We start from the raw sequence: 13,311 nt of genomic DNA, 5'->3' as shown, positions 1-13,311 counted from the left end.
TGGCGTCCGTGTCAGCCTCTTTGAACCTCCCGATGCTCGACAATACCGAATCTGCGGACTCCCGCCAGGAGCTGCCCGGCGACGCCACCATCCTGCTCCGTCAGGCCCAGCCGTCGGACATCGCCGCTCTGCTGGCCATCGAGGAGCGGTGTTTCGCCACCGACCGCCTGACCCGACGTAGTTTTCAATATTTGCTCACGAAAGCCAAGGCCACAGGCCTTGTGGAAGTCCACAGCGGCACGGTCGTCGGCTACGCCCTGGTGTCCTTCCATTCCGGAACCTCGCTCGCCCGGCTCTACTCCTTCGCCGTCGACCCCGGCCACCGCGGCCAGGGCGTCGCCAAGCGGCTGCTCGCCGCGGCGGAGCAGGCGGCCCGCTCGCGGGACTGCATCTACCTGCGGCTGGAGGTGCGGCGCGACAACGCCGCGGCGATCGATCTCTACAAGAAGGCCGGCTACCGCGAGTTCGGCGTCTACACCGACTATTACGAAGACCATATGGAAGCGCTGCGGCTGGAGAAGCGCCTCGGCCACAGCGGCCCCAGCGCACCGCTGGGCGGGCCTCTGGTCCCCTATTACCAGCAGACCCTGGACTTCACCTGCGGCCCGTCGGCCCTGATGATGGCGATGAAGGCGCTGAAGCCCGCGGAGATCGAACTGGGGCGGAAGCTGGAAATCCGGCTGTGGCGAGAATCGACGACCGTCTTCATGACCTCCGGCCATGGCGGCTGCGGCCCGTTCGGGCTGGCGCTGGCGGCGGCGCGGCGCGGCTTCGCGGTGGACATCCACATCAAGGACAACGCCACCCCCTTCCTGGACAGCGTGCGCAGCGACGAAAAGAAGGAGGTCATGCGCATCGTGCACGAGGATTTCCTCGACGAACTGGAGGGCAGCGGTGCCACCGTCCGCCACAACACCCTGACCGCCCAGGACATGGCCGATGCGGTGGCGGGCGGGGCCATCCCCATCGTGCTCATCAGCTCCTACCGGATCTATCACGAAAAATTTCCGCATTGGGTCGTCGTGACCGGTGCCGACGACCGCTTTCTCTATGTTCATGATCCGCTTGTGTACGATCGTCACCACGCTCACATCGACCGGATGAACATGCCGATCCCGAAAGCCGACTTCGAGCGCATGGCCCGCTACGGAAAGGCCCAGTTGAAGGCCGCCCTTCTCCTGCGCCCCCAGTCCTGTGATCGGGCCTCCGATGGGGTCGCCGACTGATGCCCGCGCATCTCCTGGTCGTCGACCGCCGGGCGGACGTGAAATGGGCGAAGGACGGGCTGCCGGTGATCAGCGCCCGCGACTACATCGCCCACCCGGAGCAGGCGCCGCGCGGCGCGCGGGTGCTGAACCTTTCGCGCAGCTACCGCTATCTGGGCACCGGCTACTACGTCTCGCTGCTGGCGGAGGCGCGCGGCGAGCGGGTGATCCCCTCCGTCCGGACCATCCTGGACCTGTCGCAGAAGACCTTCTACCGCGCCCAACTGGCCGAGGTGGAGGAGGCGGTGCGCAAGGCGATCAAGCGGATGGACCACCCGCCGGAAGCGTCCTTCAACCTCACCCTCTTCTTCGGCCACGCCGACGACGCCCGGTTCCAGGACATCGCCCGGACGATCTTCGACCTGTTCCGCTGTCCCCTGCTGAAGGTTCAGGTGCGGCTGAAGGAGGGCTGGACCGTCCATGCCCTGGAGCCGCTGTCGCTGGCCGACCTTCGCCCCGACCAGGAGCCGCTGTTCCAGGCGGCGCTCGACGCCTACACCCGCACCTCCTGGCGGGAGCCGGCGGCGAAGGCGCCGCCGCGCTACACGCTGGCCATCCTGCACAACCCGAAGGAGGAGCTTCCCCCCTCGAGCCCGCGCGCGCTCCAGAAATTCGTCAAGGCCGGGGAAAGCCTGGGCATCGCGGTCGAGCTGATCGAGAAGAAGGACTACGCCCGCCTCGCCGAGTTCGACGCGCTGTTCATCCGCGAGACGACGAATCTCGACCACCATACCTACCGCTTCGCCAAGAAGGCGGCGACGGAAGGCATGCCGGTGATCGACGATCCGAACTCGATCCTGAAATGCACCAACAAGGTCTATCTGGCCGAGTTGCTGCGCGCCAACCGTATCCCGGCGCCGAAGACGGTGATCTTCGACAAGCGCGGGCTGGCGACGCTGGATCAGGAGATCCCCTACCCCATCGTCCTGAAGATTCCGGACGGCTCCTTCTCCCGCGGCGTCTTCAAGGTGCAGACCCGCAGCGAGCTGGATGCGACGGCCGAAGGCCTGTTCGAGCAGTCCGACGTGATCCTGGCCCAGGAGTTCATGTACACGGAGTTCGACTGGCGCGTCGGCGTGCTGAACCGGCAGCCGATCTATGTCTGCCAGTATCTGATGGCGAAGAAGCACTGGCAGATCGTCAAGCACGGCGGCAATGGTCGCGCCGAACAGGGCTCCGCACGCACGCTGGCCGTCGAGGAGGCGCCGCGCGAGGTCATCGAGACCGCCGTGAAGGCAGCGGGGCTGATCGGCGACGGGCTCTATGGCGTAGACGTGAAGCAGAACGAGCGCGGCGTCTTCGTCATCGAGATCAACGACAACCCCAGCATCGACCTCGGCGTCGAGGACGCCAAGCTGAAGGACGGTCTGTACCGCCTCATCATGGGCGAATTCCTGCGCCGCCTGGAATCGCGGCCGCGCAAGCCCGGCTCCGGAGCCTGAAAACCCCCTTCGGGCAGTTCCGCCATCCGTTTGGATGCCCCCCACATTCCGATCACTTCTCCTCCTAAGATGTTTTCGGCTGTGGCCGCCGGGGAACAAGCCTCTTCCCACCGCGTTATGAAATCAACGTCACCACGAACGGGAGCAACACCGAAGCGCATCAACGCTTTGGAGTTGCCCAGGCTGGAGAGCGGGAGACCGTTGATGACGACGAACTGCTCAATGTGCTGCGCCGGACCGACACCCGGACACTGCTAGGCAGCACCACCGCATTCTAAACCACCGACACGAATCGCAGAACCGGCGCGGCCACAGGACCGGCGCCGGAAGGGACCACGCGTCGAAAATGGGCGCGTCGAAAAAGGGATCGTCTCCCACCGAAGCCTCGGGAGTCTGAATCCCGCGAACTGAAATCTCGGGACGGGGGCGCCGTCACCACGGACCGGCAGCCCCGCCGAATGAAGAGAAGCTGGAGGAAGAGCAACAATGGCGTATTGTTTCGAATCCGAACTGATCCGTTGCATGCCGAACCTGCAGCGTTATGCCTGCAAGTTGACGCGCGACGTCAGCGCCGCCGAGGATCTCACCCAGGACTGTCTTGCCCGCGCTCTGTCCCGCCAGCATCGTTTCGAGCCCGGCACCAACATGCAGGCTTGGCTGACCACGATGCTGAAGAACCTGCATTTCAACAACCTCCAGCGTGAAAAGCACGTCACCAAGGTCGAACTGTGGGACGGCGCCATGTCGGTCGAGGCCTCGCAGATCGCACGGCTGGTCTTCCGCGACGTGGACCGCGCCTTCGGCGCCCTGACCCCCAGCCAGCGCAAGGTCGTGAAGCTGGTCGCCATCGAAGGGCGCCCCTATCAGGAGGCCGCGGAGAAGCTGAACGTCTCCATCGGCACCATCCGGTCCCGCCTGTGCCGGGCTCGCGAGCGGCTGAACAACCTGATGGCCGCCTAGGACGCGGCAGGGAATGCGCCGCGGGGTATGGCAACCGTACAACAGGTTGATTCTTCCATCGCATCGGACGGTCCGGCGCCGGAACAACCAACGGGAGCGGCTGTTACATCCCGCGTGCGAAACGAGTATGGCTGCTGCGGAGTGGCCGAACATCCACGGGGAACGATCGGATACGCTTCGCCAACCATTTGGCGGTATCAGCATCCTCCCCATAAGAAGAGGTAAATCACCACTCCCGACGCCGTGCCCGCCGCACTATATTGAACTCTGCGTCGCGGATCGTTTCCGTCTCGGGGGGATGGCCTCCGGAGACGTTCCGGGATCAAAAGATATGAAGCGTGTGACGATGAACCATATCAACGCATATCTTGACGGTGCCTTGGACGATAAGGAGCGTCAGGAGTTCGAGCAGTCCGTAGAGGACGACGCCGACGCGAAGGCCGTGGTGACCTTCCACAGGAGCCATGTGGATGAGCTTCACCGCCTTTACGATCCCGTGCTGGAAGAACCGGTACCGGCGCGCATGCTCGAACTGCTGAGGCAGCGCCGCAAGGACTAGCCCCCCGATTCCCGTGTTCCATCGTCACATGAGGGGCGACCGGACGACCCGGCCGCCCGCTTTTTTTGCCCGCACCCTGGCCTTCCACCAGCGCGGCGCGTTCTCCCGCATTTCCACGCGGCTTCCCCCTTCGGATCAACGCTTGCCCCTTTTACAGACCTGCGGCTTTTCCCATAAACAGGAGCCGCGGAAACGGAAGCTGGGCCATGGGCGCCCGGACCGGCGGGAACGAAGAGGATAGACAGCGTCCATGGCGCGCGGCAGGCCGGCACCGAACATCATTCTGGGTCCCGTCCTTTATTTCCGGGGAGAGCAAGGCGACCGCTGGTGGCTGTCCGCCCTCTTCGTGCTGGACGGCGACGCCGAACCCTATGATTTGCGGGTGGACGGCGTGACCCTGCCCGTGCCGCCCCGCCACCTCGCTCAATGGGGCAACCGGCATGTCTGGCGTTTCGATTTCGCCATTCCGCGCGGCGCCCGCGATGTCGAGGCCGCCTATGGTTTCACCGATGGGGCGTCGCCGGGGGACATCTGGGCGGTGACCGTGCCGGGACGCGCCTCGTCGCCGCGGATCGCCTATGTCTCCTGCAACGGGGCAGAGGACGAGGAGAAGATCGCCGGGCTGGACGCACCGCGCAACGCCCTGTGGGGTGATCTGCGCCGCCGTCACGAGGGCGAGCGCTTCCACCTGCTGCTGCAAGGTGGCGATCAGCTCTACGCCGACGCGGTGTGGCGCAAGCCGCCGCTGCTCAGCGCCTGGAAGAAGCGGACCGACGCCGCCCGCTTGGACGAGCCCTTTACTCCCGCCATGGCGGAGGAGGCGGCGGACTTCTACTTCGACCTCTATCTGCGCGTCTGGGGCCAGCCGGAAACCGCGGCGGTGACCGCCCGAATTCCCTCGGTGATGATGTGGGATGACCACGACATCTTCGACGGCTGGGGCTCCCATCCGGACGAGGAAATGATGTCCCCGGCCTGGCGCGGCGTCTACGCGGCCGCCCGCCGCCACTTCTCGCTGTTCCAACTGGCCGCCATGGAGGGCGCCCAGCCGGAATGCGTATGGGGCGCGCCCTTGGACTCCTTCAGCCAGGGGTTCCGGCTCGGCGATGTCGGCGTTCTGGCACTGGACATGCGCAGCGACCGCACCCCCCGCCGCGTTCTGTCGGACCGGGTGTGGGACGCCCTGCCGGAGTGGCTGGAACGCTTCAAGGGCTGCCGGCATCTGATCCTGATGTCCAGCGTACCGCTGCTCTACCTCGACACCGGCGTGATGGAGCGGGCGGTCGGCCTGTCGCCCGTCCGCGTCGGGATCGAGGACGATTTGCGCGACCAGTGGCGCAGCCCAGCCCACGCCGAGGAATGGCTGCGCCTGATCGGCCTTCTGGCGGAATTCTCGCGGCGTACCGGGTGCCGGGTGACCTCGGTGTCGGGTGAAATCCACGCGGGCGCGCGGGCCGTGCTGCGCGGCGGCGGCGTGGAGATCTGGCAGCTCATCGCGTCGGGGGTCGTCCACCCGCCGCCCGCCAAAGCCACCGCCTTCGCGCTGGAATGGCTGGCCGGCCGCAAGGAAACCCTGCCCAACGGCTATGTCTTCGAAATGCCGGCTTTTCCTGAATCGGGCAAGCGCATCATCCGGCAGCGCAACTGGTTGTCGCTAATCTTCGACGGCAAGGGGCAAATCCATGCCCGCTGGTCCGCCGAGGGCCAACCAAACCGCTACACCCAGGTGATCTGAACTCAGGTGATCTGAACCCAAGCGATCGGACCGGAGGAGCCCGCCGGCTCACTCCGACTGCGGAGACCGGCGGCGGTTGCGCAGATTGAGCGCATTGAGGAAGCTGGTGGCCTGCGCCGGCGTGGCCGGGCCGCCCGCTCCCGGCGCCTTGGCCGAAGTCGCCAGGAAGCCGCCGACGCGCGCGCGCAGCTCGACCGAATCGTGTGCCGCCTGATCGGCGGTCTCCGCCACCTGACGGCGCACGTCGGCGTCGAGCGTGTTGAAGGCGCGGGTGGCGAATTCGAAGGCCGGCTGGGACTTGGTGGCGATCACCTGCCGCAGCGCCTTGGAAACCAGAACCGTGTCCAGCCCGCCGGGGCCATCCACCCCATCCAGGACATCGGCCAGGATGCCGATGGCCTGCAGGGTCTGGTTGTCATCGAGCGAGATGGGCTCCAGGCCGTCCATGACACTCACTTCCGATGTGGTTTGCCGAAGCGTGGTTGAACCTGCGGACACCGCCGGATCTTTTGCCGGTGCGGGAAAGCATAGTCGGAGCGCCCCGCCGAGGCAATGCGCACGGCGTCAGGCCGCGCGCTTGGCACTGCGATTGACCAGGGCCACCCCGGCGACCGCCAGCGCCATGCCGGAGAGGGCCAGCAGCCCCAGCCGCTCCCCGAACATCGCCCAGGCAATCACCGCCGTGACCGGCGGGACCAGATAGAACAGGCTCGCCACACGCGCCGCCGCACCGTGCCGGATCAACAGGAACAGCAGGAAAATCGCTCCCACCGACAGCACGAAGCTGAGCCACAGCAGGGCGAAGACGAATTCGCCGGTCCAGTCGATGCGCATGGTTTCGAACAGCGGGGCGAGCACCGCCAGCACCGCCGCCGTCGCCGCGTACTGGATGGCCGCACCGCTGCGCAGGTCCATCGCCGTGCCGTGGCGCTTCTGGTAGAGCGTCCCGAAGGTGATGCCCAGGAGGGCAGCCAGCGCCAGCCCGATGCCCAGCGCATCGGTCGAGTCGAAGTGGAGCTTCTCGCCCACCACCAGCCCGACTCCGGCCAGCCCCATCAGGAACCCCACCCATTGCCGCCCGCTCACCCGTTCGCCCAGCAGCGGGCCGGAAAGGGCGGCGGTCAGCAACGGCTGGATGCCGACGATCAGAGCGGTCACCCCCGCCGGCATGCCCTTGGCGATGGCGCAGAACACCCCAGTCAGATAGACGCCGTGCACCAGCAGCCCGGCCAGCGCGATCCGTCCGGCCTCGGCCCAACTTTTCGGCCAGGGAGCGCCGGTGACCAGGGCGACAAGGCCGAGGATCACGGCCACCAAGCCAAGCCGGACCAGCAGGAAGGTCAGCGGCTCCGCGTAGGGAAGGCCATATTTCGCGCCGATGAATCCCGTGCTCCACAGCAGCACGAAGACGCCCGGCATCAGGCGCACCCAATCGGGCCGCCCGCCCGCGGCGGCGGTGGTCGCTTGCACGGTCATCGCTTTTCCTCGACTCCTATCCCCGCGCCTGCGCGCCTTCCGCGGTTGGAACCTCGGCCGCCAGAGACGGGACGTCCGGGGCGGGCGCGACGCCGGACAGGTCCGGCTTGGGCGCTTCTTCCACCGCACGCGCTTCCGCCACGGGCGTCACGGCCTCCTCCACAGGCTTCGGCGGCGGGTTGCGCCGCGCCTCGGCCACCGACTGGAGATGGGCGCGCAGGCTTGCGTCCTTCTTCACCAGCCGATGGAAGTCTCTCACATCCAGGACCAGCAGTTGGCAATAGCCCATCGCACGCACATCGGCGTTGCGCCGTTGGCGGGTCAGCAGTGCCATCTCGCCGAACACCTCCCCAGTGCCGAGCTGGACCGGCTCGTCCAGACCCGGAACCAGCACCTCGACGGCGCCGGACGCGATGAAGAACATGGCGTCGCCGCGCTCGCCACGCCGGACGATGGTCTCCCCGGGCAGGACCAGCCGTGGCTTCAGCAGGGTGGCGATGCCACGCAGACGGTCACCCTCCAACCCCTCGAACAGCGGCACCCGCCCGACGAGGTCCATCAGATCGAGCCGCAGATCGAGCTTCGGCAGGGCGTCGAGCGCGCGGCGGCGGTCGTCCAGATCGCGTTGCAGATCGCTCAGGATTTCCTGGCTGATGATCGATTCGGCGAAGAGCGCCCGGTAATCCGCCTCCTCCAGCCTCAGGGCGGCGCGGCTGACGTAGCGGCTCTGCAGGATCAGCGCGTAGTCGGGATACTGCAGCTTCAGCGCCGCCAGGGCCTGCTCGACCATGGCGAGGCGGACGGTCAGGATGCCTTCCAGCTCGCAGGCGACGTCGGTGCCCAGCACATGCCCGACCTTGTCGTTGATGAACTCCAGAAGTTCGCGCTGCACGGTGCGCACGCCGAGAAGAATCTCGAACCGGAAGGCGAGCCGGCGGGCCAGCGGCGCGTGAATGCCCAGCCGGCGGTGCAGCAGGCTGGCGACCCTCATCCAGGGCGTGAAGGAGATGAAGGGCTCCTCGAAGGCACGGTAACCGGTGCGCCCCTGGGTCTTCACCGCGTCGAGCAGGCGTCCGGTGCGGCGGTTCAGCAGTTCCGCCACCCCGCGCGACAGGATGCCTTCACGGAAATGCTCGTAGTACAGCTCCTCCTCGCGGTTCACCAGGATGACGAGGCCGATAGTCACGCGGTCCTCGTTGTTCAGCGGCGCTTCGGTCGACCGCTCCCGGACGATGGCGTCGAGCCGGTCGCTGTATTGCGACACAATGGACCCGACGGCCTGCTCGTCGACCTCGTAGCGGTGGGCAAGCCCCTCCACCCGCTCACGCACGCCGGTCAGCGACAAAGCGAGCGCTCGGTTGCGCATGGCGTGCTCGACCGGCGACAGCTTGTTCAGGCCCAGAAGATTGATGACGGCGCGCAGCGTCGTGCCGTTGATGAACAGCGTGTAGAAGACGAAGCCGGTGACCAGCACCGCGACGAAGCCTTGGACCCGGTCGGGCACACGCCCGTTCTCGGTGACGGCCAGGGCCAACGTCAGCGACACCGCGCCGCGCAGGCCGCCCCACAGCATCACCGCTTTGTAGGCGTGGCTGACGCGCTGTGCCAGACCGGCGCCGGACAGCAGCGGCAGCAGGCCGAACAGCACCAGCGCGCGGGACACCGTCGCCGCCCCGACCACGACCAGCACCAGCCCGACGTCGCTCCAGCCGATGCCGCCGAGCAGGCGCGGCACCAGCAGCGCCGTCATCAGGAAGATCAGCGAATTCGCCCAGAAGCCGAGCTGCTTCCAGACATGCTCCAGCGCCCCCCAGGTGGCCGGGGAAATGCGCGTGCGCCCGACCGAGCCGACGACCAGCGCCGCCGTGACCACCGCCACGACCCCCGACGCGCCGACGTAATGCTCCGCCAGCACATAGCTGAGATAGGCGAGCGCCACGGTCAGGGTGATCTCGGCCATCGGCTGGTCACGCACCGGCTCGACAATCATGCAGACCACGCGCCCACACACATAGCCGGTCAGCACGCCGCCGGCGAAGTCGCGCAGGAACTCCATCGCCGCTTCGGTCGCCCCGCCATGAGCGTTGCGGGTCAGCATGCCGAGCAGCAGCGTGAACAGCGCGATGGCCGCGGCGTCGTTCAGCAGGCTTTCGCCCTCGACCAGCATGGTCAGGCGGCGTGGCGCACCGAGATCGCGGAAAATGCTGACGACCGCTGCCGGGTCGGTGGTGGCGACGATCGCCCCCAGCAGCAGGCAGGCCACCAACCCCATCGAGGTGAAGAGGGTCAGCGCATAGCCGACGGCGAAGGTGCAGACGAACACCGCCACAACGGCCATCAGCAGGATCGGCCACACGTCGTCGAACAGCCGCCGCACGTCCACCGCCAGGGCCGTTTCGAACAACAGCACCGGCAGGAAGACGTAAATCAGCACCTCGGACGAGATGTCCATCTCGGCCAGGGAATTCAGGAAGTCATGAAAGGGACCCGTGCCGCCCTGGCCGGCAAAAGTCTGGATCACCAGTCCCAGCGCCACGCCCACGGCGGCCAGCAGCACCGTGTAGGGCACCCGCAGCCGGGCCGCCAGCGGCGGGAGCAGGCTGACCAGCGCCAGAAGGCCGGATACCGCGAGGACATAGATGACGATGACGTGCATGGGGCTGCCTTGCCCTTTGAGGGGCCTTGGGGAGTCGCGGCGCACGGTATCGCCCGATTGGGGCGGGAGCAAGGTCAGGATAAGGGACAAAGCTGTTCCGTACGTGTGACCGGACGTACGGTCCGGCCACACCCGTACGGATGGGAACGTACAGGGCTTGCGCCCCGTCAGGCCACCGCCCCCGTCAGGCCACCGCCAGCGTCACCGTCATGCGGAAGCCGCCGGTGGAGCGGTTTTCGGCGCGGACCTTGCCACCGAAGGCCTCGATGTTCCGCCGCACGATCCACAAGCCGATACCGAAATGGGTCGCCTCGGCCTGGTTCTGGGCCGCCGCGTCCTCCGGCATGCCCCGTCCCGGCTCGCGCTGGGAGAAGTAGCGTTCGAAGATGCGCGGCAGGTTCGCCGGATCGACGCCCGGCCCCTCGTCCTCGACCACCAGCTCCGCCCAGGCGCCGTTGCGCGACAGGCGCACGCTGACGGTGCCGTCCGGTGGAGAGAAGCTGACGGCGTTCTCAACCAGATTCTCGATGACGGTCTCCAGGATGTCCTCGCTGGCCCGCACGACCACCCCGGACTCGATCCGCGAGCGCATGTGGAGCTGCCGTTCGGCAAGCAGGCTGGTGTAACCGCCGGCCATGCGCTCCACCAGATCGGACAGGTCCACCCGGCGGCGCGGCGGGACCAGCAGATCGGCGGCGGCCTCGTCCATGCGCCGCCCGAAGGAGACCAGCCCGTCGAGCTTGTCGACCGACTTCTCGATCATGGTCAGGGCGCGCTGGCTGCGGTTGTCCTCGGCGGACAGCGAGCGGCGCAGCGGCTCCACCGACTGGCGGATGACCGCGATGGGCGTCTTGTAGGCGTGGGCGTTGTCCTCCGCCGCGCGGCGCAGCGACCGCGCGCTTTCGCGCAGGGTGTCGACCAGCCGGTCGAAATCCTCGGCCACCCCGGACAGTTCCGGCACGGTGTTGCGGTTGGTGAAGGACCCCTGCCCACTCTCGCCGATGCCGCCCGACACGATGTCGCGCGCCAGATCGCCGAACCGGTGCAGGTTGCGCCAGACCCCCAACAGCACCGCCATCACCAGCGCCGCCATGACGATGTAGATCATCGCCGCGGCCTGGACGACCGGCGTGCTCCAGTAGGGGCGTCCCAGGGAGGATTCCAGATAGCCGCCGGCGGTGTGGCTGGTCACCAGCGCCCAGCAGCCGAAGGCCGTGTTGATCGGCGTGACCGAGGTCAGAATCTCGTAGCCGCCGGAGGCGCGTGGCAGGCGCAGCGCCAACGGTTCGTTTCCGGCGCAGGAAGCGCCCAGCCGGTCCAGCACCCCCTGTTCGAGGAGCTGGTGCCGCTCGGCGTCCAGATCGTCGGTGGGCACCGACGGGGCGGCGGCGACGTAATAGAAGCCGTCGCTGCCCATCAGGTTGTTGCCGGCCAGGGCGCGCGGCCGGACCAGCAGCTTCAGCCGCGTATTCCCGTCGGCGAAGCGGCGCAGGATGGGGCCGAGCTGCGGCAGGGCCGCGCGGTTGGCGCGGGACAGGTCCGGCTCCAGCGCGCGGGCAATCAGCTCGCCCTGCCGCTGCGCGCTTTGCAGCAGCAGGGTCTGCGTCGTGGTGTCGGCCCGCTGGAACTGATCGTAGATCAGCACCGGCACCGCCAGGAAGACGATGGTCAGCAGCGCCAGCCGGCTGGCCAGCGAGTGCCACAGCCACCGCAACCGGCCGCCGGGGAAACCCGCCATGGAGAATCCTCCCTTGGTGAGTTCCGCCCCGTCCCGCGCGCCGTCGGGCCCATGGGCCTCAATCGGCAGCAGCGCCATCGACCATCACATCCGCGTCGTCATCCCGCGTGCGGCCCGTGCCGCCGGTGCCGTTGCCCCAGCGGTAGCCGAAGCCCGGATAGTTCTCGATGCAATCGAACTCGGCGTCCACCACGCGGAACTTCTGGCGGATGCGCTTGATGAAGGCGCGGACGTTGGCGCGGTAGCCCGACGGGCCGTAGCCGGCCAGGAAGCCCTTGCCATGCACAAGGTCGTAGATCTCGCGATAGGACACGTCCTCTTCCGGGCGGGTCGCCATCAGCTTGACGATGTTGAACTCGGTCAGCGTCAGGTCGATGCGCTTGCCGTTCCACAGGGCGCGGCTGTTGTCCAGGCGCAGGTCGAGGTTGCCCAGCGCGTAGACGGATTCCTTCGGCCCCTCGGCCTCCTCGGGCGTGCCCTTGGAGCCATCCACGATGAGGCGCATGCGCTTCAGCAGGATGGACAGGCTACGCGACTTCTCCACGAAGTCGAGCGCGCCGCCGGCCAGGGCGGCCTCTTCATAAATCTGATCCGACAGCACGGTGAGGAAGATCACCGGCAGGTCGATGCCGCGGGAGCGCATCTGGCGGAGGACGTCGATGCCGTCCATCTTCGGCATGCGCCAGTCCAGCAGGACGATGTCCACCGAACCGCCCTCGGCGAAGAAGTCGAGCGCGGGTTCGCCACGGTCGAACGTGATGACCTCATACCCCTCGTCGGCGAGGTTGAGGCTGAGGGATTCGCGGAACAGGTCGTCGTCGTCGACCAGCGCCACGCGGGCGACGGCGGCCTCAGTCATTGCGGACATCCCAGCCTTGGGCAAGGAGTTGAGCGAAGCATCGTTTATCGACATCTGGGACATTTTCGCTGCTCTTCATATCGTAGGAAAGGGCACGGAAGTCCTGGGAGGACGTCATGTCCATGAAGAAGAAGACTTTGAGCGAGCAATCGCCCTTAGCGTAATGCCACACCTTTGCAGGTGGCGCCTCTTCCGTTGCGGCAGGGGTGCCCAGGAGACGCCGGGTCTGGACTTGGTCCAGGCCGACGAGCGTTTCGGGGGACAGGGTGGCAGGCGGGCTGGCGCCGCCGAACGGTACGGGGGGCAGCCCCGCCACCTCTGTCCCAGCCATGGCGATGACCTCGGCGGCGGGACCGGTCCCCGGACCGCTCACCGCCGGCGTGGCCGCCTGATCCTTCCCCGCGGTCTTGACGCGCGGAGGAGCAGGCTTTGTCTTCGGCACCGGAACGGCCATGGCGGTCGGTCCGGCGGTCTGCGTTTCGGGAGGAACCGTGGTGCCGGGGCACCCGGCCAGCAGAAGAACCGCCAGCACAAGGCCCGCCTTCCGCCGCCGGCACCCCACTCCGGCTTTGGTTCCAGCCACTTCGCATATGGTACCCGTCATCGTCATCGTCGGGCCTT

At 67.2% G+C, this 13,311-nt stretch carries 11 protein-coding genes; 5 read left to right on the top strand and 6 right to left on the bottom strand.

Going from position 1 to position 13,311, the window contains the following annotated elements; genetic code table 11:
* Positions 1-32: 32 nt before the first annotated feature.
* From rimI to H1Q64_RS15855, 5 genes are all read left to right on the top strand, one after another.
* On the top strand, positions 33-1,226 hold the full coding sequence (gene rimI, locus H1Q64_RS15875) for a ribosomal protein S18-alanine N-acetyltransferase (protein ID WP_237906124.1): 1,194 nt from the start codon (positions 33-35) through the stop codon (positions 1,224-1,226).
* Positions 1,226-2,707, top strand: a complete 1,482-nt coding sequence (locus H1Q64_RS15870; protein ID WP_237906123.1) for a RimK family protein — start codon at positions 1,226-1,228, stop codon at positions 2,705-2,707. Before rimI ends, H1Q64_RS15870 begins: the two co-directional genes overlap by 1 nt.
* 522 nt (positions 2,708-3,229) lie before the next feature.
* Entirely contained in the window at positions 3,230-3,667 is a 438-nt protein-coding gene (locus H1Q64_RS15865; RefSeq protein WP_237906122.1) for a sigma-70 family RNA polymerase sigma factor, read from the top strand.
* A 331-nt stretch (positions 3,668-3,998) separates the two neighbouring features.
* A complete protein-coding gene (locus H1Q64_RS15860) occupies positions 3,999-4,226 on the top strand; it encodes an anti-sigma factor family protein (RefSeq protein ID WP_103039101.1) in 228 nt (75 codons plus the stop codon).
* A gap of 250 nt (positions 4,227-4,476) precedes the next feature.
* Positions 4,477-5,961, top strand: coding sequence for an alkaline phosphatase D family protein (locus tag H1Q64_RS15855; RefSeq protein ID WP_237906121.1), 1,485 nt, complete (start codon positions 4,477-4,479; stop codon positions 5,959-5,961).
* 48 nt (positions 5,962-6,009) lie between these two features.
* Here the strand turns inward: H1Q64_RS15855 and H1Q64_RS15850 are convergent, their stop codons facing one another.
* The 6 genes from H1Q64_RS15850 to H1Q64_RS15825 form a co-directional block, all read right to left on the bottom strand.
* On the bottom strand, positions 6,010-6,408 hold the full coding sequence (locus H1Q64_RS15850) for a hypothetical protein (protein ID WP_014197122.1): 399 nt from the start codon (positions 6,406-6,408) through the stop codon (positions 6,010-6,012).
* 117 nt (positions 6,409-6,525) lie between these two features.
* A complete protein-coding gene (locus tag H1Q64_RS15845; protein ID WP_237906120.1) occupies positions 6,526-7,437 on the bottom strand; it encodes a DMT family transporter in 912 nt (303 codons plus the stop codon).
* A gap of 16 nt (positions 7,438-7,453) precedes the next feature.
* A complete protein-coding gene (locus tag H1Q64_RS15840) occupies positions 7,454-10,093 on the bottom strand; it encodes a cation:proton antiporter (protein ID WP_237906119.1) in 2,640 nt (879 codons plus the stop codon).
* A gap of 184 nt (positions 10,094-10,277) precedes the next feature.
* Positions 10,278-11,909 (bottom strand): sensor histidine kinase, encoded by a 1,632-nt coding sequence (locus tag H1Q64_RS15835; RefSeq protein ID WP_237906118.1) that lies wholly within the window; start codon positions 11,907-11,909, stop codon positions 10,278-10,280.
* Positions 11,890-12,690, bottom strand: a complete 801-nt coding sequence (locus tag H1Q64_RS15830) for a response regulator transcription factor (protein ID WP_237906117.1) — start codon at positions 12,688-12,690, stop codon at positions 11,890-11,892. Before H1Q64_RS15830 ends, H1Q64_RS15835 begins: the two co-directional genes overlap by 20 nt.
* The gene (locus tag H1Q64_RS15825) at positions 12,683-13,222 is read right to left on the bottom strand and encodes a hypothetical protein (RefSeq protein WP_237906116.1); all 540 of its coding nucleotides are present in this window, start codon (positions 13,220-13,222) and stop codon (positions 12,683-12,685) included. The genes H1Q64_RS15830 and H1Q64_RS15825 overlap by 8 nt, the downstream gene beginning before the upstream one ends.
* Positions 13,223-13,311 lie beyond the last annotated feature (89 nt).

It is taken from the genome of Azospirillum brasilense (genome assembly GCF_022023855.1).
Classification (GTDB): domain Bacteria; phylum Pseudomonadota; class Alphaproteobacteria; order Azospirillales; family Azospirillaceae; genus Azospirillum; species Azospirillum brasilense_F.
This window is presented reverse-complemented; position numbering and strand designations above follow the sequence as displayed.

What these genes read in the sequence shown, in the direction of transcription:
- rimI (WP_237906124.1), top strand. Translation starts at nt 33, where the DNA reads ATGCTCGACAATACCGAATCTGCGGACTCCCGCCAGGAGCTGCCCGGC.
- H1Q64_RS15870 (WP_237906123.1), top strand. Translation starts at nt 1,226, where the DNA reads ATGCCCGCGCATCTCCTGGTCGTCGACCGCCGGGCGGACGTGAAATGG.
- H1Q64_RS15865 (WP_237906122.1), top strand. Translation starts at nt 3,230, where the DNA reads ATGCCGAACCTGCAGCGTTATGCCTGCAAGTTGACGCGCGACGTCAGC.
- H1Q64_RS15860 (WP_103039101.1), top strand. Translation starts at nt 3,999, where the DNA reads ATGAAGCGTGTGACGATGAACCATATCAACGCATATCTTGACGGTGCC.
- H1Q64_RS15855 (WP_237906121.1), top strand. Translation starts at nt 4,477, where the DNA reads ATGGCGCGCGGCAGGCCGGCACCGAACATCATTCTGGGTCCCGTCCTT.
- H1Q64_RS15850 (WP_014197122.1), bottom strand. Translation starts at nt 6,408, where the DNA reads ATGGACGGCCTGGAGCCCATCTCGCTCGATGACAACCAGACCCTGCAG.
- H1Q64_RS15845 (WP_237906120.1), bottom strand. Translation starts at nt 7,437, where the DNA reads ATGACCGTGCAAGCGACCACCGCCGCCGCGGGCGGGCGGCCCGATTGG.
- H1Q64_RS15840 (WP_237906119.1), bottom strand. Translation starts at nt 10,093, where the DNA reads ATGCACGTCATCGTCATCTATGTCCTCGCGGTATCCGGCCTTCTGGCG.
- H1Q64_RS15835 (WP_237906118.1), bottom strand. Translation starts at nt 11,909, where the DNA reads ATGGCGCTGCTGCCGATTGAGGCCCATGGGCCCGACGGCGCGCGGGAC.
- H1Q64_RS15830 (WP_237906117.1), bottom strand. Translation starts at nt 12,690, where the DNA reads ATGACTGAGGCCGCCGTCGCCCGCGTGGCGCTGGTCGACGACGACGAC.